This window comes from Aminivibrio pyruvatiphilus (assembly GCF_004366815.1).
GTDB classification, from domain to species: Bacteria; Synergistota; Synergistia; order Synergistales; family Aminobacteriaceae; genus Aminivibrio; species Aminivibrio pyruvatiphilus.
Map to the genome: position 1 here is coordinate 246584 of NZ_SORI01000002.1, position 26810 is coordinate 273393.

A 26810-nucleotide genomic window follows, 5' to 3' on the forward strand; every position below is an offset into this window, starting at 1 on the left:
CTTTTCCCCCGGACGGAAAGGAGGAGCCCATGAAGCAGACTGTAATGACCATGAAAATTCTTCTTCCATTCCAGGTTTTCGAAGAAAGAACCGATGTGACGAATATCGTGGCGGAGACAAGCGCGGGTTCCTTCGGTATTCTTCCCCGGCGACTCGACTGTGTCGCCTCTATCGTGCCTGGCATTCTGATCTACGAGACGGCGGGAGGAGAGGAGAAATATGCTGCCCTTGACGAAGGTGTTCTGGTGAAGACCGGGCTTGAGGTTTTTCTCTCAGTCCGGAGGGCTCACGGAGGAGACAATCTCGAAGCCCTTCAGCGTTCTGTAGAGGAGGAGTTTCTCGATATGGATGAAAGTGAGAAGAGCGTGCGGAGGGTCCTTGCCCGACTGGAAACGGGCATCATCCGCAAGTTCGTGACACTGAGCAATGAATGAATCCAAGCCCGGGAAAAAGACCGGAATGGAAGAGGACTTTGCCCGGCAGGTAGGGGAAAAGGCCCGGCGCAAACTCCATGCCCGAAGAAACCCCGCACCCGGGGTGTGGTTCGGCCTGGGGATGATGGGCATTATCGGATGGTCCGTCTCGGTCCCCACTCTTCTTGGCGCTGGCCTCGGAATATGGCTCGACAGCCGCCGCGGGGATGCCCGTTCGTGGACCCTCGCTCTCCTCGTGGCGGGGCTTGGGGTCGGGTGCATGAATGCCTGGTTCTGGGTTTCCCGGGAGCGAAATGCCATGGAGGAGGAAGAGCGAAATGACGGGAACTGACGTGCTGATGCTGATCCTTGTTTTCGCAGCCGGGGTGCTGCTGGGAGTGGTTTTCTTCGGAGGTTTGCGGTGGACTGTCCTGCGGGGGATCGGGTCTCCTCGTCCCGCACTGTGGTTTTTCGGCAGCTTTCTCGTGCGGATGGTCTTTCTTCTTACAGCACTTTTCTGCCTTTCGGGGGGGGCCTGGATTCGGCTGCTCCTTCTCGGTGCGGGAATTCTTCTCGCCCGAAGCCTTGTTCTGCGATGGACACGATCCCCGGGGAAGGAAAGTCTCCCGGAACAGGAGGTACTTCATGCGCCTCAGCCCTGATGCCATCATTTTCTGGCAGTCCGGCTTTTTTAAAATCAACGCCACGCTCGTCTTCACGTGGGTCATCATGGCTGTGCTTACGGCGGGTTCCATGCTGATCACCTCTCGTCTCTCCACCGGCCTGACCCGGTCCCGTTGGCAGAATATCCTCGAGATGATCGTGACGGCCATCAAAGAACAGATCCGTGAGGCAGGTCTTGCCGATCCTGAAATATACCTTCCCTTTCTCGGCACGATTTTTCTTTTCGTTGCCGCGTCCGCCCTCTTCACTATTCTCCCCGGCTTTGAGCCCCCGACGGGATCACTCTCCACCACAGCGGCCCTTGCACTGCTGGTTTTCGCTGCAGTTCCCCTCTTCGGCATAAAGAAACAGGGGATGAGGAGGTATCTGAAAACGTATATGGAACCGACGGCTGTCATGCTGCCCTTCAACATTATCGGTGAGATATCTCGGACACTGGCTCTGGCCGTCCGTCTCTTCGGAAACATGATGAGCGGCGGGATGATCGTGGGAATTCTGCTGACAATAACGCCATTTTTATTTCCAGCGGTCATGACCCTTCTCGGTCTTCTTACAGGGATGGTTCAAGCCTACATTTTCACCATTCTGGCGGCGGTGTATATCGCCGCGGCAACCCAGGCGCAGAAACACTCCCGTCACCGGGAGGAAGAAGCCTCAGCCTGAAAGTTGAAAAAACTTAAAAAAGGAGATGATTCTTTGGACACTCTCACACTTATAGCCGTCGCATCGATCATTACTGCGGGATTCACTATTGCCCTCGGCTCCATCGGCCCTGCCATAGGGGAGGGACGGGCCGTCTCTACCGCGCTGTCGTCCCTCGCCCAGCAGCCTGACGCCTCCGCAACCATTACCCGGACGCTTTTCGTTGGACTGGCAATGATCGAGTCCACGGCCATCTATTGCTTCGTGGTCTCCATGATCCTTATTTTTGCCAACCCTTTCTGGAATCATGTAACGAGCCAGCTGGCGGGAAAGTAAGACCATGCCCATCGACTGGTTTACCGTCGCTGCCCAGGCTATCAATTTTCTTCTTCTGGTCTGGTTAATGAAGCGTTTTCTCTACAAGCCGGTACTGAGAGCAATCGACGCGCGAGAAAAACGGATCGAAGAACAGCTGAACGATGCGAAAGCCCAAAAAATGGAAGCCCGGAAAGAAAAAGAGGAGTTTCAACGGAAGAACGAGATCTTCGACCGGGAGCGTACCGAACTGATGAACGCAGCCGCTGAAAAGGCAAAGGGCGAGACAATCCATCTTCTCGAAGAAGCCCGGTCCTCCGCGGAGACCCTGCGGGCAAAATGGCGGGAGGGTCTGGAAAAGGATGCCTCCCGACTTGAGGAAGACTTTCAGAAGCGGGTGCGGAAAGATGTCTTTTCCATAGTCCGGAAGACTCTGTCCGATCTCGCCGGGGAGGAGCTTGAAAGTAAAATAATAGATCTCTTTCTCCGCAGGCTGGGGAAGATGGACGAGAAAGAACGGAAAAACCTTGTCCCAACAACAAAGGTTCCTGATGCCTCAGTGCTGCTGAGAACGGCTTTCCCTCTGACTGAAGAGCAGAGGAGCACGATCGGGCAGGAAGTGAAAAAACTTTTTTTCCTGAAAGAAGAACCGAAGTTCACAGTGGAAAAGAACCTCGTGGCAGGCATGGAACTCGCGGTGAGCGGGCAGAAAATATCCTGGACCATCGACGATTATTTGCTGTCTTTAAGAGATTCGGTCGAGGATCTGATGAAACCGGGAAAGAAAGCCTCCTCTTCTCCGAATGATGAGGAACAAGAGGATGCTCCATTGGAAGGTCCTTCCCAGTCTGACAGGAATCCTCCGGAGAAGCGGCAGAAATCCGATCCTCCCGGTGAAGAGGAAAAGGAAAAACAATGAGGGCAGGGAAGACGGACAATCTCAAGAGCCTCTATGAAAAAACCTTTGACGCCATCGGGAAGGGAGTTGAAAGTTTCTTCCCCCGTCTGGAAGCACGGGAAGTTGGCACCGTGAAGACAGTGAACACGGGAATTGCCACCGTATCGGGTCTTCCCGGCGCAGGGTACGAGGAACTGCTCGAATTTCCCGGAGGTGTTTTCGGCATAGCCTTCAACGTGGATGAAGACGAAATCGGCGTGGTCCTGCTGGGCGAGTATTCCCACCTTTTTGCCGGAGACGAGGTCCGGCGCACTGGACGGGTCATGGACATCCCGGTGGGACATGAACTGTTCGGCAGGGTCATTGACCCCCTTGGACGACCCCTCGACGATGAAGGCCCGATCCGGTCATCACAGCGTCTGCCCATTGAACGGCCTTCGGTGCCCATCATGGACAGAGCACCTGTAACAGAGCCGCTCCAGACAGGAATCCAGATAATCGACGCCCTCATCCCCATAGGCAGGGGACAGCGGGAACTGATCCTCGGCGACCGTCAGACGGGAAAAACAACCATCGCTCTCGACACTATTTTGAACCAGGGAGGGCAGGATGTGCTGTGCGTCTACTGTGCTATCGGACAGAGAGCCGCCTCCGTGGCCAAGACCGTGGGCATCCTCCGTGACAGGGGAGCTCTCGAATATACGGTGGTGATGGTAACCGAGGGGAACGAGGCCCCGGGACTCACCTATATAGCCCCCTACGCGGCCACAAGCATCGCCGAGTTTTTCATGGAGGAGGGCCGGAACGTCCTCATCGTCTACGACGATCTCACCAATCACGCCCGGTCGTACCGGGAACTCTCCCTTCTTCTTCGCCGGCCGCCCGGCCGTGAGGCCTTTCCCGGTGATATCTTCTACATCCACTCCCGTCTTCTTGAGCGGGCAACTCACCTCCGGAAAGAGCGGGGAGGCGGCTCACTCACCGCCCTTCCCATTATTGCGACGGATGCCCAGAACATATCGGCCTACATCCCCACGAACCTCATCTCCATCACGGACGGACAGATTTATCTCTCCCCGTCCCTTTTCGAACTTGGGGTGCTTCCTGCGGTGGATGTGGGGAAATCCGTCTCCCGGGTCGGAGGAAAGGCCCAGCTTGCGGCCTTCCGTTCCGTTGCGGGCGATCTGAAGCTCGCCTACTCCCAGTTCGAGGAACTCGAGTCCTTCGCCCGTTTTGGAGCCCGGCTCGATGAAGATACCCGAAAAATCATGGCCCACGGACGGAGGATTCGGGGATCTTTAAAACAGCCTGAATTTTCTCCCATATCTGTTCCGGCCCAGATCGCCATCCTGCTCGCCATCAGTGCGGAACTTTTCGACGATATTCCTCTGAACAAAATCGACGAGGCAGAACGGGCCGTGCAGCAGGCCGCCGAGGCCATGCCGGACGACCTGAGAGAGCGCCTTTTCACCGCCGATACTTTGAACGCAGAGGACCGGGAAGCGATCACGGAGATCGCCCGGCAGGCCCTCGTGAAGTCCTTCCCGGACGAAAAGGAAGAAGCCCTTCCCGGCAAAAGCGAAGCCGGTGAGGACCTTATTGAACCGGAGGAACCAGAGAATCTGATGTTCTCTCAAGAGGCTGAGAAGAGTGACGTTTCGGCTGCCGCCGACAGGGTGAAGAAGAAAAGCCGGAGGCCGGGAAAGAAAAAAACATGAGCGAGACGACGGCAAGTCTGCGAAAAAAGATAGACAGCGCGTCGGATCTTCAGTCCGTTGTCAGGACGATGAAATCCCTCGCCGCATCAAGCATCGGCCAATACGAGCGGTCAGTGGCCGCCCTTGCCGAGTATTTCCGTGCCGTGGAAATTGGCCTCGGGGCTGCATTTCGGTGCGCCTCCGGAAGTGAGCTTTTTTCGGCGCCCGAAGGCAGGGGAACAGAAGAAATACGGGCAGTGGTCTTTGGTTCGGATCAGGGGCTTGTGGGAGAGTTCAATGAAACCGTCTCCGAATACGCGATTGAAACTCTGAAAAAGGAGACGAAACGGATCAGGATCTGGTCGGTGGGAGAACGAGTGCATTCACAGCTGAAGGACGCCGGTTTCGAAATGGAGGCTCTTTTCACCGTCCCCGGGTCGGCGAAAGGAATCATCACCCTCGTTGGAGAAATCCTGCTATCAGCCTTGAAGGGCGAGAATCCCGCTGATGGGGCGGAGTTTTATCTTTTCTACAATAGCCCTCTTTCGGGAGCGGGGTATGCGCCCGAAGGAAAACGGATTCTCCCGCTCGATCGGGAATGGATCAGGCGGATAACCGCGATTACCTGGCCGTCGAAATCTCTTCCGCAGATTCTCGACCGGGGGAATACCACCTTCGGCGGTCTTCTCCGGGAATATTTTTTCGTCTCCATTTTCCGTGCCTGTGCGGAATCCCTCGCGAGCGAAAATGCGAGCCGCCTGGCGGCCATGGAGCGGGCTGACCGGAATATCGACGACCTTCTCGAAGCTCTTGGCCGTTCCTATCATCGCCTGAGGCAGAGCGGAATTGATGAGGAGCTTTTCGATGTTCTGGCGGGGTACGAGGTTATGTCAAAATAAACCAACCCCCGGCAATAAGTTGCATGCAGTGTTTTTTCTACTCTGCCATTTCCCAGGCTGAACGGGACGTATGATTCTGCTCTCTGCCTCAAAAATGTCCAAAATGAAGAGAGAGCTTTTCCGGCGTCGCTGCCGAAAGAGCCCTCTCTTCTGTCTGTATCTGAAAAACATCTATTTTCAGGCCTTTACTTCTTCCAGCGGCCTCCCTGACCCTGGGGCTGATTTCGACCGCTTCCGCGCCCCGAGGACGAATTCATTATTGCATCGGCCTCCGACTGGCTGAGATAGCGGGCTTCGTACCGGATACTCTCCCTGGCCAGCTGCTTTCCGAAGGCACTCAGGTGATTTATGGACCCTCTCTCAAGATTCCGGTACACCATCCGAAGATCCTCTTTTTGGGTACTTTCCATCGCTTCCCGAAGATCCCTGATGTCCATCTCTTCCACAAGGGCGCCCACTTTCAGCGCATCCGCCATGGATTGATTCCCCTTTGCCAGCAGTTCATCGTACATCTTCTGCAGGTCGGGGCTCGAAAATTCACCGGCCTTCTTCCCCTCTGCCGGATCCTCAAGACCATATCTGTCCAGGAGCAGCTTCACCGAATTGGTATGCTGCTGCTCACTTTCAGCGATGCTGGAAAAAATCCGGAGTCCCCATTTTTCTCCCAGCGCACGGTAAAGATCCATGGCAAGTTTTTCTTCCTCCCGCATGAGCAGAAGACCCTGGGTTTCAACCTCAGTCAGTTCTCCTGCCGGAATCCCTGAAAGGGCTTCCCCCTGGGGCTTTTTCCCCGGTGCCGCAGAAGCCGAGACGGCCGAAAACGCTCCTCCCGCAAGAAAAACAGCGAGTACCAGCAGTGCAATATATTTTTTCATCTTTTTCTCCTCCTTTGTGTTAAGTACACCGGAAGTATAGATCTGGAAAGGAGAATCCATAATGGAAGGAATTCGAACTCCCGGATAGGCAATACAGCCTATTCTGGAAATGCCGGTTCCTTTCAGAAGAGACAGCGGCCTTTGAACTGTTCCTGCGGATGAAGGGCCCGCAGATTTCAGAAAACGCAACCGTGTTGCATCTCTCCGGCACTCTGGTACAATGAAAGCAACCCGGTTGCAAAAGGAGACGATTTCTGTGAAGGCGGTTCTCAAGCGCCCTGCGGTTTTTCTTGTATTTTCCCTCCTCTTCATGGCCCCGTCCCTGCCGGCCCGGGCCGAGATATTGGCGGCTGCGGCATCCCTCCAGCCTGCACTGGAAAAGGCCCTTCCCCAGTTCAACAGGGAGCACGGGGCGAACCTCCGGGGCGTGTACGGGGCCTCAGGAAACCTGGTGCGTCAGATCGAAAACGGCGCCCCCTTCGGGCTCTTTCTCAGCGCCGATGAAAAATGGGCCCGGTACGCCCGGGAGAAAGGGCTTCTCGACGGCGACCCCCTGCCCTTCGTGAAGATGCCCCTCGTTCTCTGGCGCATGGGGAGCGATGCCCCCTCCCTCGGCCTGCCCGGCTCGGACGGGCTCAGGGTGGCCATCGCAAATCCCGAGACGGCACCCTTCGGCCGGATGGCAAAGGAATATCTTCAGGAGAAAGGATTTTTCGAGAAAATCGAAAAAAGCGGAAGGCTCATTCTCGGAGGAGACGTATTGAAGACGGCCCTCGCAGCCCAAAGCGGAGGGGCTGATATGGCCATACTCCCCCTGAGCGTCGCCCTGCGGCTTGAGGGAGGAAAATGGACTGAACTTGACACGCCCCCACAGGTACTCTTCGGCGGTCTTGTCAAAGGAAAGAAAACGGCGCACCTGGAGGCTTTCTGGGCCTTCCTCCGCTCTCCCGGGGCGGAGCCGGTGATGAAGGAATTCGGTTTTATTCCAGTGGACCGCTGACAGGACAATGCTCCCGCCCCTGCTCCTGAGCCTGAAAGTTCTTTTCTTCACCGTTCCCCTTCTCATCCTCCTGGGAGGGGGGGCGGGGTGGCTTCTCGCACGCAGAGAATTTCCGGGTAAGGAAGCCTGCTCTCTCCTGGCCCAGCTTCCCCTGATTCTTCCGCCGTCGGTGATGGGCTTCTATCTCCTCTTTTTCATCGGAAAAACACCCCTTCTCAGGGAAATGGGCATCCTCTTCTCCTTTCCCGCCCTCGTTCTCGGCGCCGCTGTGTCGGCGTCGCCCATCATGATCCAGGCGTCCCGGGCCGCCTTCGCCTCGGTGGACAGGGAGCTCGAGGACGCCGCCAGGACCCTGGGAAAAAAGGAATCCACGGTTTTTTTCACCGTCACCCTGCCCCTGGCCCGGCGCACGCTCCTCGTCGGCCTTGCCCTGTCCGCGGCAAGAGCCCTGGGAGACTTCGGCGTCTCCCTTATGATCGCCGGCAATATTCCGGGACGGACCCAGACTCTGCCGCTGTATATCTACAACCAGGTGGAAACCCTCAACTTCGCCCGGGCCCACGGAGCGGCCCTGCTCCTGGTCGGAGCCGGTCTTGCCAGCCTCTACGCCGTCCGGATGCTCGAAGAAGGAAGGAACGGAAAACATGCTTCATGCTGACTTCCGGGATGCCGCCGGTTCTTTTTCCCTGAACGTGTCCCTGGACCTCGGAGCGGAGACCGGGGTCCTCTTCGGGCGGAGCGGCTCGGGGAAATCCCTGACGCTCAGGGTGCTGGCAGGCCTGAGGACTCCCGTGGAAGGGAGGATCACTCTCGGGGGAAGAGTTCTCTTTTCTTCTTCGGAAAGAATACACATTCCTCCCCGGGACCGGAAGGTGGGCCTTCTTTTCCAGAACCTGGCCCTCTTTCCTCACATGACCGCCCTTGAAAACGTGGCCTTCGCCCTGCCGCAGGGGAAAAGGGAACGGGCCAAGGCAGTGGAATGGCTCGCCAGGGTGAAAATGGCGGGCTTTGAGGACCGGCTTCCCGAAAAACTGTCCGGAGGACAGCGCCAGAGGATCGCCCTTGCCCGGGCACTTGCCGCCGAGCCGGATCTCCTGCTGCTGGACGAACCCTTCAGCGCCCTGGACGGTCCCCTCCGGAGAAGCCTCCGCAGGGAACTCCGGGATATCCGGCGGGAAGCGGGCATCCCCATGGTATATGTCACCCACCAGATCGAGGACCTCTGCTCCCTGGGCGACCGGGTGACGGTGATGAAGGACGGGGCCACCAGGGAATCTTTTCCCGTGGGGCGCCTGTGGGAGCGGGGAGCCCGGGGAGAGGCCTGGAACGCCCTCGGCTGGGGCAATCTCTTTCGGGGCGGCATCGTCTGCAGAGAAGGCGGCTTCCGTTTCGAGGGAGACACCGTCAGCCTGGACCTTGACGGCGGAGGGTTATTTCCGGGAGAGGGGCTGGTTTTCGTGGCGCCGGACAGGATCCGGATCCTCTACCCGGATCTTCCGGTGGACCCGGACCTGGGAAAGAACATTTTTACAGCGGCTGTGGAGGAAATAGTCCCCTTGGGGAGTTCCGTCAGGCTCTACCTGGCATCCGAAGACGGCACGGTCTGGCAGGCCGAGCATTCTTCAGGATCCTACGAAGCCCTCAGGCTCCATGCCGGTTCACAGGTCCGGTTCGCCGTCCCGCCCGCCGCTGCGGAGGTCTGGATGGGACCGGGAAGCTGCGCCCCGGAATTCATTCAGAATAGAGCAGAAAACCTCCCTCACCGTTCTTGATCCTGTACATGGCTTCGTCGGCGCACCGGAGCAGACTTTCAGCCGTACGTCCATGCCGCGGAGAGAAGGCCACGCCGATGCTCGCCGTAACGACGGTCTCCCGGCCCCTGATTGCCCTGGTCACGCGAACCTCTTCCGAGACCCTGGAGACAAGGGACGCCGCATCGGCCTCATCCCTGACCTTTTCGAACAGGATGACAAATTCGTCCCCGCCCCACCGGGCCACGGTATCGGACGCCCTCACCGACCGGGAAAGGATCATGGCGATTTCTTCCAGGACCTTGTCCCCCTCGGCATGCCCCAGTGCGTCGTTCACGCGCTTGAAGCCGTTGAGGTCGACCATGGCCACCGCCAGTTCGCATCCTGCTTCGCCCGTCTTTGTGAGAGCCGCTTCCAGCCGGTCGAGAAGGCATCGCCGGTTCGGCAGGTTTGTCAGCGGATCGTGGTTCGCCCGAAAATTCATGGCCCGCTCTCTTCTGACCCGTTCGGTTATGTCCCGCACAAAGGCGGCGAAGGTTCCCGTTTCCGGAAGGAATCGGCCGGTCACCGACACGTCCCTCCAGGAACCCTCCTTCCGTATGATCCTGGTTTCAAAGGAGATTCCCGCCGTGCGGCCGCTTCCGGAGCGGTCTTCTTTCAGCCCGTCCGGAAAGGCGCCGCCGAGAAGGTCGAAGATCGACATGGAGAGAAGCTCTTCGGCGGAGTATCCCGCAATTTTGGAAAACCCCTCGTTGACGTTGAGAAAATTGCCCCCGCCGTCGAGGACGAAATATCCCTCGTCCATGGTCCTGAGGATCAGGCCGAGTTCGGCGGTACGGTCGGCGATCCTTCGTTCAAGGGCACTGTTCACGCTTTTCAGGAGCCGCGTACGGTCCCAGAGTTCAAAGGCCCCCGCGAACATTTTTCCGAGAAGCGAAATTATGGCGATCACATCATCCGACCATTCCCGGACTTCGTGCACCGCGTCGAAGCCAAGGAAGCCGGTGAGCTTTCCCGAAACCCTCAGGGGCACCATCAGGGCGGACAGTATTCCCTGGGACTCGAGCAGATCCCTCTCTGTCCTGGATTCCTCGGGAAGGTCGAAAACCCGGGGGATGTTGAGCACTTCCCCCCTTGTGAACAAATCCATGGATCTGGCGATAAGGGAGACGGGAACGCCCTGGAGGCGGTCTTTCTCGGAACTCACTCCTGCAGCGCACCATTCATGGGTATTATCCATGAGCATTTCGCCGTCTTCCCGGCGGAAAAGGAACACGTAACTCCTCTCCACCCGGAGAAATTCGCCGAAAATTTCCAGCCCGTTTTCCACGGCCTGGTTCCTGTCCTCCTCCCCGGTCTCGATAAGAGAGGAAAAAACCCGGGTCAGAAGCTGGGACATCTCGAGCCGGGAAGCGGCCGTTTCCTGCAGGGCGGGCATCTTCCTTTCCATCACGGCGACGGGTTCGGATCCCCTGGAAAAGAAAAAAGTCCGGGGGGCGGCATGGGGAGCGGCGGAGAAACACTTCTTTCGACAGGCATGAAAACCTCCGGAATATGGGAGCTCTTGCAATGTTGTATTATTGCGTATATTTGACCATTTTTTAAACCAAAACACCTTTCACACCGTCAGATTATAGTGTTCAGGTTATTCACCCGCAAGTTTTTCACTTTTCTTTCCCGCTTCATTTCGCCATTCCGCCCCCCGGGAACTCATTTTTGCGAAAAACTGCTATACTCGCACCGGTTCGAATTCTTTTTTCGGAGGTGTACCGCCATGCTTTTCGCACTGCTGCTGTTTTCCGCCCTCGCCTTTCTTCTTCTCGCCCCTTCAGCCGGGCAGGCCCGGACCCGGCCGTTCTTCATCACGAAGGAACAGGCCTACAACGGCATGCTCAGGGCAGACATCCCCCCCGCCCTCGTGATCGACGACGGGGACACCGTGGTTTTCAACACGGTCATGCTCCTGGGCGGGAATCTTTCCCCCGAAATGTCCTTCGACGACATGCTTGCCCTTCGCACGGAAATGAAGGAAAAGGGTATCGGCGTCTACGCCTTTACGGGGCCCTTTCACATCAACGGGGCCGAGCCCGGCGACACTCTCGAGGTAAGGATCAGGCGCATTGTCCCCGGAAAATACGCCGTCACCCACATCTATCCCGACCATATGAACATAGGAGGTCTGCCTGAGGGATTCAGCAAAGGCTTCCTGAAACCCCTCTTCCTGTCGCAGGACAGAAAGACCATCGAATTCGCCCCCGGCGTGACCCTCAAAACCAGGCCGTTCCTGGGCACCATGGCCGTGGCCCCCCGTCCGGGCGAGGAGCTGCCTCCGGCGGTTCCGGGCTATTTTGCCGGCAACATGGACAACAAGGAACTCGTGGAGGGAACAACCCTCTACATTCCAGTGAACGTACGGGGAGCTCTCTTCATGGCCGCGGACGCCCACGCCGTCCAGGGGGACGGAGAGGTGAGCATCGCTGCCGCCGAGACCTATTTCGAGGAAGTGGAGCTTCAGTTCGTTGTCCGGAAGGACCTGAAACTCCACTACCCTCTCGCCGAGTCGCCGACCCACTGGATCGTCATGGGATTCCACCACGATCTGGACGAGGCCATGAAGATGGCTATCCGTGAGGCCATATCCTTTCTCATGAGGGAAAAGGGACTCTCCCGGGAGGAAGCCTTCTCCCTGTGCAGCCTCTCAGTGGATTTCCGCGTCACCCAGGTGGTGGACGGCGACAAGGGCGTCCACGGCATGATCCCGAAGTCGATCTTCAGTTGACCTTCCGTTCCCAGGGGAAAATACCCCTGGGAATCTCGGGCACTTCCTCGAGAAGCATTTCAAAATACGTCCCGTCCACGGGAGGGGCATCCTCCTCCCCGGACGGGACGTGCATCACTTCCCATTTTTCCCCGGTCCGTCTGAGGAGGGCCGTGAGACCTTCGTACTTCTCGGCGCCGTCCGGCGACTGGGGCGCCGTTTCCGCCCAGGCCCACCCTTCGGCCACCTTCAGATAACGGACCACGAAGACGACCCTGAGATCGTGGTTCTCCAGGACCCATTCCCGCAGCCCGTCCAGAACCGCTTTCCTGACAGGGTTTCCCGGCTGGGGCGTATAGGGCTTTTCCGCCGCGGCAGCGGCGCCGCAGAATATGATGAGAGCGGCAAGAAGAGCGGCTCCCCGCAATATTCCGGCGTTCCTCCTGATGGACATCGTTACCGTCTCCTTTCTCCCGCCCATTTCCGCACAGGACAGGGCAGGCTGAGAGAGTCGTCCCTTCATTCTATTATAGAAGAGCTGGTGAAAAAAAAGCCCCTCCGTGGAAGGAGGGGCACGAACCGCCTGCTATTCCGATGCGGCGGCAGCCTGGGCCTTCCTGGCCGCCCTCCGCTCCCGGAACCCCCAGTAGAGCTTGTAGACTGCGGGCACGACAAGCAGGGCGATGATGCCGCCGGCAACAAGTCCGCCGATGGCCACGAAGGCGATGGGCTGCCGCAGGGCGCCGCCCTGTCCGGTTCCCAGGGCCAGGGGAACCATGGAGATGACGGCGGCGGAGATGGCCATGAAGAGCATCCTGAGCCGGATGGCACAGGCTTTCTCAATGGCTGTGGCAGCCGGTTCCCCTTCTTCCTTTCTTCGGGTTTCGGCGTAGTCGATGACCACGATGGCGTTGTTCACCACCAGTCCCACCAGCATGATGAGACCGATGAGGGCGAACATGGAAATGGAGACCCCGGACAGCAGCATGGAGGGAATGACTCCCAGGGCGGCCAGGGGCACCGTGAGAATGATCACGAAGGCGAAGAACCAGGACTCGAGGATGGCCGCTATAATGATGAACGTCAGCCCTATGGCGATGAAGAGCGCCCTGCCCAGTTCTCCGAAGGTCTCCTCCATGAATTCCGCGTCTCCGCCGTAGTCGATGGAGTATCCCTCGGGAAGAGCGAGGTCCGCTATGGCCCTGCGGGCATTGACCGTGGCCTCGCCGACGCTGATATAGCGTGCGTCCGCCTCGACGGTGACCGCCTTCTGCCTGTCTTTCCGGACGACTTCCGTCGGCCCGTCCCTCCACTGCACCTCGGCGAATTCCTTCAGGGGCATGAGACCGTAGGTTGTCATGATCGGCAGGTCCTGGACCTTGAAGATATCCTTCGCCTTGTCCGGGCTGATCCGGGCCTTTATGTCGTACTCAAAGCCTTCCTGGCGGAACTTTCCCGCATCCATGCCGACAAGATAGCCGTAAATTACGTGGGAAAGGGTGGTCATGTCGATGCCGAACTGGGAAAGACGCCATCTCACGGGCAGGATCTGCAGCTCGGGCTTGCCCATTTCCACGTCGATGCCGGCGTCCACGATTCCCGGCACATGACGGATCCGGTCCCGTATGGTCTCCGCGATCCGGTAGAGGGTTTCAAGTTCTTCCCCCCTCACCACGAGCTGGATGGGTTTCCCGCCTCCCATGTTCTGCCGGAACCCGCTGACCGCCCCGTCCACTCCGGGCATGGAGTTCACGAAGGGGCGGATGCGGTCCGCCATTTCCATGGTGGAGGGCCGGTCCGGGTCCTCGGTGAAATAGGCTTCCACGGTCGCCTTGTGGGTTCCCTGGTTTCTTCCCGAGGCGCCTACCGTGGAAACGACGTATTTCAGCGAGGGAAGGGTTTGCCGGATGTGATTCTCGATCTCCTTCACCCGGTCCTGGGTCACGAACACCGGGGTGTTGCTGGGCAGGGTGATGCTGACCGTCATAACCCCGCTGTCGGTTCGGGGCATCATCTCGGAGCCGATAAGTCCTCCCATCCTGAAGGCGCCGTAGGTGAGCCCGAGGAAGATCACGATGGTGATCAGCGGATGGGCCAGGGCCCGCCTGAGAGAAAAGAGAAACAGCTCTTCGAAGCCGGAATAGAACCAGTCCCACCACCCGCAGAGAATGCGCCCCAGCCTGGGGGTGCCCTTGTCGGACTTGATTCTCGCGGCCATGGACGGTGTCAGGGTCAGTGAGACCCACAGGGAGAAGAGGGTGGCGTAGACGATGGTCATGGCATACTGCACCAGGAACTGTCCGGCGATTCCCCTCATGATGGCCACGGGGAGGAACACCCCGAGGTTCGTGGCCGTGCCGGCGATGACCGACAGGGAGATCTCCACCGTTCCCTTTTCCGCCGCCTCCTCGGGGGAATAGCCCATGTCCCGGAAGCGGTAGATGTTCTCGATGATGAGGATGGAATTGTTCACCAGGACGCCCATGGAGATGGCAAGTCCCAGGGAGCTCATGATGTTCAGGGAATAGCCGTGCATGGCCAGGGGCATAAAGGTGGCGAAAAGCGCCACGGGCATGGCCACGGAGACGATGAAGGTGGCCGAGAACCGTTTGAGGAAGAGGTAGAGCACCACCACGGTGAGCAGGATGCCGAATCCCATGTCCCGGAGCACGTTCTTCACCGACGACTCGATAAACTTCGTATCATCGAAAGGGATTTCCGCGGTGAAGTCCGGCATGGTCTTCATGATCGCGCCGAGCTCCTTCTTCACCAGCTCCCCCGCTCTCACCACGTCGGAATTGGGACGGGCGCTGATCCGGAGCTGCACCACCGGGTTCCCGTTCACCCGGGCGATGGACCGCACGTCCTGCTCGCCGTCCACCACCGTTCCCAGATCCCGCACCCGAACGGGGTTTCCCGATGCGGTGGGAATCATGATGTTCTCCAGTTCCTCTACCCTGTTGAATTCACCGATGAGGCGGAGCCACGTCTCGTCTTTCTCCTGGGTGATGTAGCCGGAGGGGTTGGTCACGTTGTTGGCCGCCACCACCGCCGCAAGGGTCTGGATGCTCACCCGGTATTCGCTGAGGGCCACGGGGTCGAGCAGGATCCTGATCTCCCTGTCCCGGCCGCCCGTCACGCTCGTCTGGCCGACGCCGTCCACCCTGGAGAGGCGGGGGACAATGTTGTCCTCGATGATCTTCTTCGCTTCCTTCTCCGGAAGAGAGCTTGTGAAGGCCACGACCATGAAGGCCTGGGCGTTGATGTCCACCTTCCTGAAGATGGGTTCGTCCACACCGTCAGGAAGCTTGTTCCTGGCCGACTTTACCTTGTTGGACACGTCCACGAGGGCCTGGTCCACGTTCACGTCCACTTCCATCTCAAGGACCACGAAGGAGTTGCTCTCCGCCGAATAACTCGTGATCTTGTCAAGACCCTCCAGGTCAGCTATGGCGTCCTCGATGGGCTTCGTCACCAGCTGTTCGATCTCGTTGGGGCTCGCTCCCCGGTAGACGGTCTGGACCACCACCACGGGGATATCCACCTTTGGAAGCAGGGCCACCGCAAGCTGGTTGTAGCTGCTTACCCCGAGGAGGACGAGAACAAGGACCATCGCCCAGGTGAATACCGGGCGCTTTATGCAGAATCGTACGAGACCGCCCATGGTTATTTGCCTGCCGAGCCGGCGGCGTCCTCCCTGGTTATGGTGACGAGGGCGTTCTCAAACAGCAGGTTATGCCCCCTGACCACCACGAGGTCTCCTTCAGAAAGACCGGCATCCACGGAAAGGGTGCCGTTCTGCCCCTCACCCGGAACAATCTCCCGGAGTTTCGCCCGTTCGCCGTCAAGGACATAGACAAAGGCCTTGTCTCCCCTTCTCTGGACGATCTCGGAGGGAATGATGATCAGGTCCTTCTTTTTCTCCACGAGGAAGCGGGCCTCCACGTGGGTGCCGGGAAGCACGTCGAGACCGTTCAGGCAGACCACCACGGGGTACAGTCCCGACCCCTGGGCAGCCTCGGGGCTGATCCTCTTGATGGAACATTTCGTCTTCTGTCCGTCGCTCAGCACTTCCACGGGGGTTTCCCGGTTCAGGCTCAGGATGTCCTTCCGGGAGACCATGATCTCCGCCTCCAGGTCCTTGAGGTCAATGATGGTCAGCAGGGCCTTTCCGTCGGCGGCCACTTCCCCCGGCTCCACGGTCCGGCTGGCCACTATGCCGTCGATGCTGGCCCTGACCTGGGTGCGGGCGAGGGTGGACTGGGAGGACTGAAGCTTCGCCTCCTCGCTCTTCATCCTCGAAAAAGCCTGCTCCACCTGGGCCTTGGAAACACCCCCGGATTTGTGGAGCTCGGAAAGCCGTTTATAGTCCCGCACCGCGTCCTCGTAGCTCGCCCTGTCGGCGGCGGCGGAAGCCCGGTAGTCCTGGGAGGAAAGGGTCAGCAGCACCTGACCCGCCTTCACTTTGTCACCGATCTGGACATGGACCTCCCGGACGATTTCCTTCACGTAGGATGTGACTGTCTGGCTTTTTCCGGCCTTTGCCTGGCCGTAGTAGCTCCTCCAGATTTCCCAGTCCTGCCGGGAAAGCCGCATCACGTCAACCGGAACGGGCACTTCCTCTTTCTGTTCCATGGCAGCCGCGTTGGCGGCAGTCTCCTGGAGCTTCGCCTGCACCCGGACCACCATGAAAACGCCTCCCGCGCAGATCAGGAGGACCCAGAACACTGCACTCAGCCTTGCGAAAATTGATTTTGCCATGTTTCCACTGCCCCTTCCGGTGACAAAATTCTCTTGAACATATCCAGCGCGAAGGCCAGAAATTTTTCAACGCTCACGCTTTCAGGGGCTTTCTCCAGATGTTCGAAAAGCCACGAATCCATGGTATGCCCCATGGCCTGGAGAACGCTCCGCAGGAGATCCGGAGGCACATCCTTTCGAATTGCCCCAAGGTCCTGGCCCCGCTTCAGAAGGTTGGCGGTCCACCGCTCGACTCTCCTGAAGTTTTCCCGCAGTTCGGCGCTTCCCTTCATTCCCGTGCCTGGCTCGATCAGGTTCCGTACCACCTTGACGATCCCCAGATTCCCGGCGCCGTACCGTATGGCCTTCTCGTAATACAGGCGACAGGCGGTCCAGAACTCCTCCCTGGTTTCAGGCAGCTTCAGCTTTCCCACCGAGGAGAGAAACTGCCGCTCCACCTCGTCGAGAACGGTGAGATAGAGGCTCTCCTTGTTCTCGAAATAGTAGTAGACCACACCCTTGCTCAGGCCTGACCGCTCTATGATCCTGTTGTAGGAGGCCCCGTCGATGCCGTTGGCCGCTATCTCCTCCATGGCGGCCTCGATGAGGGCCGCTCTTTTTTCATCATCAATCTTCCTGGAACTGTAACGCACAGCGCACCTCCTCATCTTTCCGGTACAGACCGACAGGTTAGACCATACGGTCTAATTTGTCAACGGGGAAATTCAGGAAGTATAATGCATGGGGCGCCCTTCCCGGCTGACCGCCCGGAGAGAATTCCGGCGCTTCCGGGACATCGGGTTCATGCCCGCCCCGTTCTCCCTTTTCCCTGTGTCCGGGGGAAAGGGGCCGTTTATTTCCTATGAAAAGGAGCGATTTGTATGAAAAACTGCCCAGGATGCGGCGCATCCCTGCAGGAAGGCGCGTCCTTCTGCGAGTACTGCGGCGCCCAGGTGAAGACCGATCCACCCGTTCCATCGTCAAGTCCGAAAAAGAGTCCGAAGGATGAGGAATCCGGAATGCGTCATCTCCGGGAAGGGGCCCCTTCAGGCCCGCGGGTCGCCCTGAGGACGGTCAGCCCGGTCTTCATGCTCCTCCTCTCCTTCCTGACCTTTCTGTTCTACCCTGTCCTCTGGGTTTTTCTCCGGAGAAAGGCCTTCGACTCCATGGTACCTGAAAAGAAGCTCGGCCTGGTCCTTCCCCTTGCCTTTCTGGCCGCTACGGTTCTTTTCGTTGCGGCGGGAAACATCGAAAAGCTTCCCGAGCTTGCCGTCACCCTTACCTTCGAGGAGAAGGAAGCCCTTTCCGGCTGGTCTTTTCTTGCATGGTTCGCCTCCATGACCATGGTCTCCTTCAGAATGCGGACCATCCTCCGAAAATTCGCGTCCCGGACCGACGGCAGCCCCCTGGCGGCGAACCTGGTGGCCAGGTCTTCGGCAATGACCTTCTTCTTTCAGTTTCTCTACATCCAGCAGCACATCAACATGCTCGTGGAGTCCGGTCTGGCGGACAGAGAATGACACAGGGGGGCGGCCTTCCCGGCCGCCCCCTGTTCCGGTTGCCTCATCCGCAGGAGGATATTCAGCCCTTTTCCGCTCCCCCGGTCCGCAGGATCCGAGCCGCGTTCAGCGTGGCGAGGAGTGCCACTCCCACATCGGCGAAGACTGCTTCCCACATGGTGGCGACGCCGAAGGCTCCCATGGCCAGCACAAGTCCCTTCACTCCGAGGGCGAAGGCAATGTTTTGCCAGACGATGGCCCGGGTTCTCCGGGCAATTTCGATGGCCTCCGCCGCCCCGAGGGGGTCGTCCCGGAGAAGCACCCCGTCGGCGGCCTCGATGGCGGCGTCAGCCCCCAGGCCGCCCATGGCGAAGCCGGCGTCGGCCGCGGCAAGAAGAGGAGCGTCGTTCATGCCGTCGCCGACGAAGAGGGTTGTTCCTCCTGCCTCCTCCCTGATCCTCCTGAAGGAATCAAGCTTGCCGGCGGGAAGGAGCCCCCCTTCCCAAATGTCGAGGCCAAGCTGCGAAGCGAGTTTTCCAGCGTTCTCCGGCCGGTCCCCCGACAGCATGCCCACGGTGTTCACCCCAAGCTTCCGCAGGCGGTCCACCGCCTCCCGGGCCTGTTCCCTGGGGGTGTCCTCCACCACGAGAAAGCCTGCGTAGCGCCCTCCCCGGGACACGTGGACCACCGCTCCGGGCTTCCATCCGGGATCTCCGTCGACCGGAACTCCGTGCCGCTCCAGGAGAGCCGCGTTCCCTGCGAGAATCTCTTCACCGTCAAGGACCAGCCGAACACCCAGTCCGGGGTACTCCTCCACCGGCAGGGCCGGGCCCTGCACCCCCCCTGCCGCCGCCACAGCCCGGGCGACGGGATGATTCGATCCCCGTTCGGCCGCCGCCGCCGTTTCTATCAATTCACGGGCTGTCATGAAGGAGGACGGATGGATTTCCGTCACCCGGAATACGCCCATGGTGAGGGTGCCCGTCTTGTCGAAGAGGACGGCCCTGGTTCGGGCCAGGGTCTCCAGCACGTTGCCCCCCTTCAGCAGGATCCCCCGGCGGGATGCGGCGCCCATGCCGCCGAACAGGGCGAGGGGAACGGAGATCACGAGGGCGCATGGGCAGGATACCACCAGGAAGACCAGGGCCCGGTACCCCCAGTCCCGGAATCCCCCCAGGCCTGCGAGGGGGGGCACCAGGGCGAGGAGGGCGGCAAGGACCACCACAGCCGGAGTGTACCACCTGGCAAAGGACGTGATGAACCGCTCGGTGGGGGCCTTTCGCTCCCGGGCCTCCTCGATCAGCCGGAGTCCTTTGGAAAGGGTTGTCTCGCCGAAGGGGCGGAGCACGGTCACCGTGAGGGTGCCGCCGAGGTTGACGCTCCCGGCGAGCACTTCGCTCCCCTCCGACACGTCCCGCGGGACCGATTCTCCCGTCAGGGAGGACGTATCCAGGGAGGACGTCCCATCAAGCACCTTTCCGTCGAGGGGAACCCGTTCCCCCGGCTTCACGAGCAGCGTGCGCCCTGCCGTGACGTCCTCCGCCCGGGCCGTTTTCCATTCCCCGTCTTCGAGCACCGTCGCCCTGTCAGGGCGGATGTCCAGGAGCGACAGGATGGAACGGCGGGACCGCTCCACGGCGAGAGACTGCACCAGTTCCCCCGTTTCGTAAAACAGCATCACCGCCACCGCTTCGGAGAACTCGCCGATGGCGAAAGCGCCGCCGGTGGCGGCCGTCATGAGAAAGAACTCGTCGAAAAGAGCCCCCCGGCGGAGGTTTCCCGCCACGGTACGGAGGACCTTTATTCCCGCCGTCAGGTAGGCGGTTACATACAGAAGAAACCGGGCGATTTCCCCGAGGGGCAGAAAGAGGGCTGCGAGCCAGAGCAGGGCTCCGGCTGAAAGGCGGAGCATATCTCCCTTCGGCAGGGACGACGGTCCTTCCGGGAGACGTTCTTCGGAGACCACCACCCCCGGCTCGATGGACGACACGACGGTCCGGATGCTGGAGAGGAGTTCACCGGCAGGCCGCTGATCCTCGAGAGAAATCCTCATTCTGCCGGCGACGAGGTCGATGGCGGCGGAAGAGACACCTGGCAGCACGGCTACGGCTTTCTCGATCTTCGAGGAACACTGGGCGCAGTTCAGACCTTCTAGGGAGAGGCGGATTTCGCCGGCGCCGTCAGCCATGAGATTCTTCCTCCCCCGGGGCGATGTGGCGGACGTGCCTGAAGCCCTGCTCGAATATGGTCCTCACGTGGTCGTCGTCGAGGCCGTAGATGGAAGACCGCCCCCTCCGGGTGACCCGCACGAGGCGGGCCTGCTTGAGCACCCTGAGCTGATGGGAAATGGCCGACTGGTTCATGGAGAGCAGCGCCGCGATGTCCGCCACGCAGAGATCGGAAACGGAAAGGGCGCAGAGGATCTTGATCCTCGTGGTGTCGCCGAAGACCCGGAACAGGTCGGCGAGCTCGTACAGCATCTCGTCGGCAGGCATCTCCGCCGAGACCCGGGAAAGACCGGACTGGTGCATTTCTTCCTGAGAGATATGATTCATGGCTCTTCTCCTTATATGAATATATGCGCACTTGTTCATTTATTCATATACCACCGAAACCTCCTTTTTTCAACCCCCTGGAGGACGAAACCATCTTCCTCTCCAGCGCAGAGGCGGACGCCCCCTTCCGGGAACGTCCGCCTCTGCCTGAACACCGTTTTTCGGAATGTTTCCGATGCTGATAAGCCCCTATTTTTTCTGCCGGGCGATGAAGGCCTCCAGCTTCCGGACATGCTCCTCCACGACCGTGTTATGGTAAAGGTCAAGCCCTTCCCTGTACTTCTTCAGGGCCTCGCCGTACTTCTTCCCGTTCTGGAGCTGTCCTGCCTGTTTCCAGATTTCCTCGGCCCTGGCCTTAGCCCTGGGCATGAATTCCTCGAGCCTGGCGACATGGGCGCTCACCGTTGTGTCAGGGGACAACCCAAGCCCCTTGCGGTACAGGGCCAGGGCCTCCTCGTACTTTTTCGCCTGCTGCAGGGCACCCGCCTCGTTCCAGAGGGATTCGGCCTTTCGCCGGGCATCCCTGCCCGTCACCGCCTCGAAGGGGGACGCCTCCTTCGGCGGTGTCTCTTTGGGTGTCTCCTTGGGCGTCTCCTTGGGCGTCTCCTTGGGCGTCTCCTTCGGGGCCGCAGGACCTGCGGCAGAGGCAACCATGCGCTCGAGCCCCTCGGCGTAGGCCTTCACATTGGGATCATCGTGGAAGGCGAGGCTCTCCCTGTATTTTGCCGCAGCGCCGGCACGGTTCCCTTCCTTCTCGAGAGCAGCCGCCTCCTCCCGCAGCAGGAGGGCTTCCTTCAGGCGGGCAAGTTCGTTTTCAAGGCCTTTGTCATCCGGACCGGTTTGCGAAACCGCAGGAGGGGTCTCGCCCCCCGGGGGAGGGACATCCGAGGGTGGCTGGGCGGGCGGGGTTTCCGGGACGGGCTGTTCCGGGACTTTCGCCGGCCAGGCATTTTTCATACGGTGCACCGACGGTTCTCCCGGCCCGTACCCGCTGGGACGGTCCTTGACGAGCACGTCTCCGCCGGGCAGAACGGCCATGCCCTCCATGATGCCGAAGGTCCTCCTTGCGGGAAGAACCTGCAGAAACCTGCCGTCAGCCCCGTAGATCCACAGTCCGTCCTCGGAATCATCGTAGGCGTACATCCGTCCTTCCGCGTCGGCCCCCAGGAATTTCACCCGGAAATAGATCCCTTCTTCTCCGGGGAGGGCCGGAAGATCGCTCCCCCACATGGACCATTCCTTCAGGAGGTTTCCTTCCAGGTCATACACCGAGAATACGTCGGCCCGGTCGTTGTCCGGCTCCGGGCTCGCCATGACAAGCTTTTCCCCGGGAAGGAGCGCCATGGGGCCGTCGGCCTTCATATCCCTGGAGAGAAGGAGATCTCCTTCAGGCGAGAAAACAAGGAGCCTCGGCTTTCCGTTCGATATTTCGCTGGTCCCGGCAGTGACAATTTTCCCCGTTTCCGTAACGGCGAGAAAGTTCGGTTTGTACATCCCCTTCTCGCCGAGGGTTTTCGTATCCGCCTTTATCTTTCCAAGGAATTCTCCTTTTCGGGAAAAACGCTGGATGTTCGCATCCACGGAGTAGCCTTCGTCGGCCACGTACAGCGACCCGTCGGGCGCAAAGGCGATGACCGTAGGCCAGGCGAAGGTTCCGTCCTCACCAGTGCCCTTCTGCCCCCATTCATCCACCTGGGTTCCGGAAACATCGAAAAGACGTATCCGTTTGCCGAACCGGTCAAGAACAGCAACGGTGCCATCGGGCGCTACGAACGGTCCCTCGGAGTGACGGAAGGCCTCCTGGGTCGCCCCGAAGGGGAACGAAAGGCTCTTCTCCAGCGGGGGAACACCTTCCCGGGCCGAGGAGAGCATGGTTTTGATCACGTCACGGTACTTCTCAATAGAGGCCGATTTCCCCGCGATCATCACGAGAATGTGATTGCCCTCCGTATCGGGTTCCTTGCCGACCACAAGGTTCATCTCCACTTTCTGGGTCTTTCCCCGTATCTCCACATCGGCGGAAACGGAATAGAATACCGCCGGGCGGGACCCGATGGTGATTTCTTCTTCTTTTGAGGTGAAATTCTGCGCTTTATCCTTCGCCGCACTTCGTTCCATTTCCTCGAAAAAGGCCCGGTGCCCGCCGCCCTTCGGGGCCTTCTGCCGCGTCACGCCGAAGGCCACCAGGGGAAGGTCCGCCAGGGACGGGTCGTCCATGGCCTCGGGATGAGCCCCGGTGTAGAAGCCCAGTCCGTCCCGGTCCAGCATGGGCTTCCAGTCCGAGGGAACGGTCATGTAAAAGGGAGGGACCCACCGGAGGGTCATTCCAGGGGGAACATCGTCCGGGGAAGGGGCCTCTGCTGCCGGGGCGGGAAAGGCCCGGACAAGGAGCAGCGCGAGGACAACGGAGACCGGGAGAATCCGGCAGAGTAAGACCGCCGGGCCACTCTCTCTCCTGAAGAGGCGGTGAAAAACGGCTGAAAGAAAACGGTTCATCGAAAACTTCCTCCTTCTCTGCATGATACGCATTCCCCGGGCGACCGTGTCATTTCACCGGGCAGAAGTACACCCCCACGGGGAACGAGACGGACATATTCTCGTACCTGAGGGGAACACCTTCGCTGCCCCAGGGTTCACCGGTTCTTTTGAAAAACTCCAGGGAGTAGAAAACCACCAGGTCCAGAGCAAATGACTCTGGGGTCTTTCCCTTTTCCGGCGTCCAGGAAACGGAAGCCGATCCGCCGCTTCCCTGAACGGAGGGGCTTGACTGGGTTCCCGTGGTGAAGAACCAGTTCCGTACGGCCATCCGGGCCTCCACGGGTTCGGGCTGATCCTTTTCGCCCCGCATGTACAGCCGGAGCGGGGGAATTGTGCCGATGGAAACTGCGAGCGAAAGGGTTACCGGGCGGCCTTCATGCTGCCAGCCGCTTCCCAGGACGGGGCGCCTCTGGACCGGGCCGTCCTGCCCTCCGAGACCGGCCATGGAAAGGGCCTGTATCAGCGCCTCGGCCATCTGGGCATCGCTCAGACTGATGCCCATTTTCGCCATTTCCTTGGCCATCTGTTCCTTCATGTAGTCACCGGCCTTTGCCACGCCTTCGGTGAGCTGGGCCAGCCGTTTCCCCTCAGGGCTGTCCGGGGTAATTTCGCCGTCAATTCCCGAGATCGAGGGGGAAAGGACGAGAGGAACGGTAGGCAGGTCCGCCGTCGGGTCATTCCCCAGGGGGGAACCGGTCATCCAGAAGGTCCGGTTTTCAAAGAAGTGCCGTTTTTCCCCCTTGAGCACAGTGACGGAGACGGAATCTTCCGCGAGGACCCTGCCTTTTTCGTCAAGCAGCCGGACGGCGGGGGCGAAAGAATCTCCGGGCTTCAGGCCTGTAAAGCGGTGGACCCGCACGGAGTTCTCCCCCGGGCCTTTCCGGTCTTCCACAACAGGACTTCCGTCGCCGAAATCCCACTCGAACAGATGAGGCTTCTTCGGCACGGCCGACGCCTCGAATTCGTGTTCCGCCTCCGAAGCGTCGTCGATCAGCTCCAGCACAAGAACACGGGGAGGAAGGACGGTGACTTCGGTCTTGTCCTCTTCCTTCCATGGTACGCTTTCAAAGACCCGGCTTCCCGCCTCTATTCTCAAAAAAGCCTCCTGGCCGGGTTTTATCTCGTAGAAGAGTTCCTCCTCACTGAGAGGCCCGGCGGTTCCGGCAGCGAAAAGCCTGAGGGGAGCTTCCTCCATTTTTCCGTCCGCTGTCTCGATCTGCTTCGGCTCGCCCTTCACGAACAGAATTTTTCTCTCGTAAACCGTTTTGTCCTTCTCCCGCACCACGAGCAGGGCGGGCCCGGAATAACTGATGGAAAGGCCGTTCGCCTTCCATGCCGGGTCCTTTTCGGAATGATGCTTCATGGAAGCCTTCACTTCTATGATCCGTACCGGCGTGGCCCGGGGATCGACCCCTTCCATCTCCGACTCCATTTCCTCGTACTCCGCCCGGAGCTCCAGGGTGGGATAGAAGAGATCCATCAGGTCGGCGCAGGCGTGGATGGCCACGGGCAGAAGGATCCTCCCCTGCTCGGCGGCGAAGGCGTGGGGAACCTGGAAGGGACCGAGTCTTCTCAATGCGGCTGCCGCGGCTCTTCCCGCCTTTTCCTTGGCCCCCTCGAAATCCGACACGAAGGACTGCTCCGGGTCGAACCAGTGAAAACTGAGGCGGTCCTGGATCATGGCCGCCCGTTCGGTGTCGAAGACGCCGTAGAACCTCCGGACTTCCCTTTCCCCCACGAATCCCGGGATCTTCTTTTTTTCCACCGCCAGGTCCCTCAGCTGGGGGGAAGGGTATCCCTTCTGCCGGTTGTTCGGCAGAACCTTGGATTCTTTGTCGTAAATCGTGTCCAGGGAATAGAAGGTTCCGTTGACGAAGGAGGCCACGCGGTGGAAAAGCTCTGCGGGCTCCTGGAGCTTTCCTCCGGCGCTGGCGAGGAAGGGCCGGATTCTCGAATCGACGAAGGGGGCCGCCGCCGCCCGCCGGACATGGTCGCTGAAAACGGCGGCCTCGATGGGCTCGTCGGCGGGGTGGGAGTCGTTCCGGACATGGGCGGGCTGGGTCATGTCCCCGAGCATGTGCATCGCTTCCCCCAGGGCGCGGTACGCCCTGGCGAGCTGCAGACTTCTGAGGTCTTCATGGTCTTTCGGGGCAAGGCTCAGGGACGTCTTGAAATGGAGGGAACTCAGAGCCGGTGGAAGGGGAAGGTCATCCCTGACCTCGAGGGCCGCCTTGTAGGCCGACAGGGCTACGAAAAAGCTGAAGGGATTGTCGGAATGGCTGAGTCCCCACGTCCTTGCGTCAATGGACGGACTGTCGTAGTGCCCGTGGATCTCGCTCTGGTCGGTCAGCCATGCCGAACCGGACAGGCTGAGCGGGTCGTAGAAATGCCGAACGGAAGAATAGAGATGGGGCTCGTCCGCCCAGTCCCCGCCGTTGATGATCCACGACTGGGCCGAAAGGCCCGCCTCCGCGGAGACAAAACCTGAGGCAAGCAGGGAAGAGCTGGTCACCGCAAGACCCCGCAGGGGTTCCGAGAGCCCTTTCCCCGAGAAGGGGCCCATGGTGAATTTTTCTTTTCCACCGGCCTGGGCGAGGAAGACTTTCACCGCTTCCAGATTGATCTGGCGGTGGGGGGGCTGGCTCCAGGCATCTGCAGGCGCCCGGGAAAAAACAAGGACAGCGGTCAGCGCAAGAATGCTTTTCTTAAAAGATCCTTCGATGGAAATCATCTCTCCGTCCCTCCTTCCGCCGGGTTAAAAGTCGAAGAGGACCCATTGCCCGTCCACCTTGATCCACCGGACATAGAACGTGAAGCCGCCCACATCCACGGCGTACTCCGAGGTCCTCTGCGTGCTCGTTGTTCCGGGATCGGCGTTCTCCGGCGAGCTCAGAAAGCTCATCTCCGCTCCGTCGAGAAGTTCCGCGAAGGAGGGCATGGCTTCCGGCTTCTGCCCGAAAAGGGCGGCGTAGACCTCCCGGCGGCTTTCGTCGACACACCCGGCCGCCCCTTCGGCATTCCCTTCCTTCAGGGCGTTCCGAAACCGGCCGAAGGTCTCCTCGATGGCCTTCTTTTCCGCCGCGAGGTCAGGGTAGGTTCTCCAGTCGGCGTTGTCCCCGCCGGCGGCTTCACCCGGTGCCGGCGCAGAAGCCGCGGTTTCCGCACCGGTCTTTTTCGCCGCGAGAAGGCTTTCGAGATAGGCTATCCGGTCCTTCAGAGGCTGCAGGTCGGGACGGAAGGAGAGAGCCTTTCCCTCCAGCCGGGAGTCAGGGTAGAGGACGAAACTTTTCCAGTAGGCCTCCATGGCCCCCGGGACATTGCCCTCTTCCTCCATGCGCAGCCCCTCGTTCCTGAGGAAAAGAGCCTGCTCCAGCACGGCTATCCGGTTATGAATCCATTCGTTCGAAGGGGGTCCCGAGGGTTCCGCTCCTCCCGGCTTCACGGCCAGAAGGCACACCAGCAGGCCTGCCGGGCCAAGGAAACGGCAGGTCCTGCGGGCAGATGGTCCCTCAAAAATTCGGCGCAGTACAGTTCCCATTTCTTCAC

At 59.8% G+C, this 26810-nt stretch carries 24 protein-coding genes and 1 pseudogene; 14 read left to right on the forward strand and 11 right to left on the reverse strand.

The window, feature by feature from the left end; genetic code table 11:
* Positions 1-29: 29 nt before the first annotated feature.
* The 8 genes from C8D99_RS02975 to C8D99_RS03010 are packed head-to-tail and all read left to right on the forward strand — an operon-like array spanning position 30 to position 5548.
* Positions 30-434: a F0F1 ATP synthase subunit epsilon gene (locus C8D99_RS02975; RefSeq protein ID WP_208321049.1), complete on the forward strand. Its 405-nt coding sequence runs from the start codon at positions 30-32 to the stop codon at positions 432-434.
* Positions 427-765 carry an AtpZ/AtpI family protein gene (locus tag C8D99_RS02980; protein WP_133956230.1) on the forward strand — a complete coding sequence of 113 codons (339 nt, stop codon included), beginning with the start codon at positions 427-429 and terminating at the stop codon, positions 763-765. Before C8D99_RS02975 ends, C8D99_RS02980 begins: the two co-directional genes overlap by 8 nt.
* The gene (locus C8D99_RS02985; protein WP_133956232.1) at positions 752-1075 is read left to right on the forward strand and encodes an ATP synthase subunit I; all 324 of its coding nucleotides are present in this window, start codon (positions 752-754) and stop codon (positions 1073-1075) included. The genes C8D99_RS02980 and C8D99_RS02985 overlap by 14 nt, the downstream gene beginning before the upstream one ends.
* Entirely contained in the window at positions 1059-1760 is a 702-nt protein-coding gene (locus tag C8D99_RS02990; RefSeq protein ID WP_133956234.1) for a F0F1 ATP synthase subunit A, read from the forward strand. Before C8D99_RS02985 ends, C8D99_RS02990 begins: the two co-directional genes overlap by 17 nt.
* Positions 1761-1793: 33 nt before the next feature.
* Positions 1794-2075: a F0F1 ATP synthase subunit C gene (locus C8D99_RS02995; protein ID WP_133956236.1), complete on the forward strand. Its 282-nt coding sequence runs from the start codon at positions 1794-1796 to the stop codon at positions 2073-2075.
* A 4-nt stretch (positions 2076-2079) separates the two neighbouring features.
* The gene (locus C8D99_RS03000; protein WP_133956238.1) at positions 2080-2973 is read left to right on the forward strand and encodes a F0F1 ATP synthase subunit B family protein; all 894 of its coding nucleotides are present in this window, start codon (positions 2080-2082) and stop codon (positions 2971-2973) included.
* On the forward strand, positions 2970-4670 hold the full coding sequence (locus tag C8D99_RS03005) for an alternate F1F0 ATPase, F1 subunit alpha (protein ID WP_133956240.1): 1701 nt from the start codon (positions 2970-2972) through the stop codon (positions 4668-4670). The genes C8D99_RS03000 and C8D99_RS03005 overlap by 4 nt, the downstream gene beginning before the upstream one ends.
* Positions 4667-5548 (forward strand): F0F1 ATP synthase subunit gamma, encoded by an 882-nt coding sequence (locus C8D99_RS03010; RefSeq protein WP_133956243.1) that lies wholly within the window; start codon positions 4667-4669, stop codon positions 5546-5548. The genes C8D99_RS03005 and C8D99_RS03010 overlap by 4 nt, the downstream gene beginning before the upstream one ends.
* A gap of 185 nt (positions 5549-5733) precedes the next feature.
* On the opposite strand, the gene C8D99_RS03015 is transcribed toward C8D99_RS03010, so the two are convergent.
* Positions 5734-6423 (reverse strand): DUF2202 domain-containing protein, encoded by a 690-nt coding sequence (locus tag C8D99_RS03015; RefSeq protein WP_166669970.1) that lies wholly within the window; start codon positions 6421-6423, stop codon positions 5734-5736.
* Positions 6424-6679: 256 nt separating this feature from the next.
* Here C8D99_RS03015 and modA point away from each other — a divergent pair, with 256 nt between their 5' ends.
* The 4 genes and pseudogenes from modA (at position 6680) to C8D99_RS15725 (ending at position 9195) form a co-directional block, all read left to right on the forward strand.
* Positions 6680-7423, forward strand: a complete 744-nt coding sequence (gene modA / locus C8D99_RS03020) for a molybdate ABC transporter substrate-binding protein (protein ID WP_166669971.1) — start codon at positions 6680-6682, stop codon at positions 7421-7423.
* Between the two features lie 7 nt (positions 7424-7430).
* A complete protein-coding gene (modB, locus tag C8D99_RS03025) occupies positions 7431-8081 on the forward strand; it encodes a molybdate ABC transporter permease subunit (protein ID WP_133956248.1) in 651 nt (216 codons plus the stop codon).
* A pseudogene (locus tag C8D99_RS15720) lies at positions 8068-8550 on the forward strand (ATP-binding cassette domain-containing protein); the annotation flags it as partial. The gene modB and the pseudogene C8D99_RS15720, both read left to right, overlap by 14 nt.
* Positions 8551-8673: 123 nt before the next feature.
* Positions 8674-9195 carry a TOBE domain-containing protein gene (locus C8D99_RS15725; protein WP_420808812.1) on the forward strand — a complete coding sequence of 174 codons (522 nt, stop codon included), beginning with the start codon at positions 8674-8676 and terminating at the stop codon, positions 9193-9195.
* On the opposite strand, the gene C8D99_RS03035 is transcribed toward C8D99_RS15725, so the two are convergent.
* Complete coding sequence (locus C8D99_RS03035; protein WP_208321050.1) at positions 9155-10624, reverse strand: diguanylate cyclase domain-containing protein; 1470 nt, start codon at positions 10622-10624, stop codon at positions 9155-9157. The two genes, C8D99_RS15725 and C8D99_RS03035, sit on opposite strands and share 41 nt — an antisense overlap.
* 324 nt (positions 10625-10948) lie before the next feature.
* Here C8D99_RS03035 and C8D99_RS03040 point away from each other — a divergent pair, with 324 nt between their 5' ends.
* The gene (locus tag C8D99_RS03040; protein WP_133956254.1) at positions 10949-11953 is read left to right on the forward strand and encodes an acetamidase/formamidase family protein; all 1005 of its coding nucleotides are present in this window, start codon (positions 10949-10951) and stop codon (positions 11951-11953) included.
* On the opposite strand, the gene C8D99_RS03045 is transcribed toward C8D99_RS03040, so the two are convergent.
* From C8D99_RS03045 to C8D99_RS03060, 4 genes are all read right to left on the reverse strand, one after another.
* A complete protein-coding gene (locus tag C8D99_RS03045) occupies positions 11946-12386 on the reverse strand; it encodes a hypothetical protein (RefSeq protein WP_133956256.1) in 441 nt (146 codons plus the stop codon). The two genes, C8D99_RS03040 and C8D99_RS03045, sit on opposite strands and share 8 nt — an antisense overlap.
* Positions 12387-12518: 132 nt before the next feature.
* Positions 12519-15596 (reverse strand): efflux RND transporter permease subunit, encoded by a 3078-nt coding sequence (locus tag C8D99_RS03050; protein ID WP_133956257.1) that lies wholly within the window; start codon positions 15594-15596, stop codon positions 12519-12521.
* Between the two features lie 2 nt (positions 15597-15598).
* Complete coding sequence (locus C8D99_RS03055; protein ID WP_133956259.1) at positions 15599-16693, reverse strand: efflux RND transporter periplasmic adaptor subunit; 1095 nt, start codon at positions 16691-16693, stop codon at positions 15599-15601.
* The gene (locus C8D99_RS03060; RefSeq protein ID WP_166669973.1) at positions 16666-17325 is read right to left on the reverse strand and encodes a TetR/AcrR family transcriptional regulator; all 660 of its coding nucleotides are present in this window, start codon (positions 17323-17325) and stop codon (positions 16666-16668) included. The genes C8D99_RS03055 and C8D99_RS03060 overlap by 28 nt, the downstream gene beginning before the upstream one ends.
* A 228-nt stretch (positions 17326-17553) precedes the next feature.
* Between C8D99_RS03060 and C8D99_RS03065 the strand changes: the two genes are divergently transcribed.
* Positions 17554-18192 carry a zinc ribbon domain-containing protein gene (locus C8D99_RS03065; RefSeq protein WP_133956264.1) on the forward strand — a complete coding sequence of 213 codons (639 nt, stop codon included), beginning with the start codon at positions 17554-17556 and terminating at the stop codon, positions 18190-18192.
* Positions 18193-18253: 61 nt separating this feature from the next.
* On the opposite strand, the gene C8D99_RS03070 is transcribed toward C8D99_RS03065, so the two are convergent.
* The 5 genes from C8D99_RS03070 to C8D99_RS03090 form a co-directional block, all read right to left on the reverse strand.
* Positions 18254-20359, reverse strand: coding sequence for a heavy metal translocating P-type ATPase (locus C8D99_RS03070; protein WP_133956266.1), 2106 nt, complete (start codon positions 20357-20359; stop codon positions 18254-18256).
* On the reverse strand, positions 20352-20726 hold the full coding sequence (locus tag C8D99_RS03075) for an ArsR/SmtB family transcription factor (protein ID WP_133956268.1): 375 nt from the start codon (positions 20724-20726) through the stop codon (positions 20352-20354). Before C8D99_RS03075 ends, C8D99_RS03070 begins: the two co-directional genes overlap by 8 nt.
* 189 nt (positions 20727-20915) lie before the next feature.
* Positions 20916-23222, reverse strand: coding sequence for an NHL repeat-containing protein (locus C8D99_RS03080; protein WP_133956270.1), 2307 nt, complete (start codon positions 23220-23222; stop codon positions 20916-20918).
* Positions 23223-23271: 49 nt separating this feature from the next.
* Positions 23272-25995 carry a phospholipase C/P1 nuclease family protein gene (locus C8D99_RS03085; RefSeq protein ID WP_133956272.1) on the reverse strand — a complete coding sequence of 908 codons (2724 nt, stop codon included), beginning with the start codon at positions 25993-25995 and terminating at the stop codon, positions 23272-23274.
* A 24-nt stretch (positions 25996-26019) separates the two neighbouring features.
* Entirely contained in the window at positions 26020-26802 is a 783-nt protein-coding gene (locus C8D99_RS03090; RefSeq protein WP_133956274.1) for a hypothetical protein, read from the reverse strand.
* Positions 26803-26810: the final 8 nt, after the last annotated feature.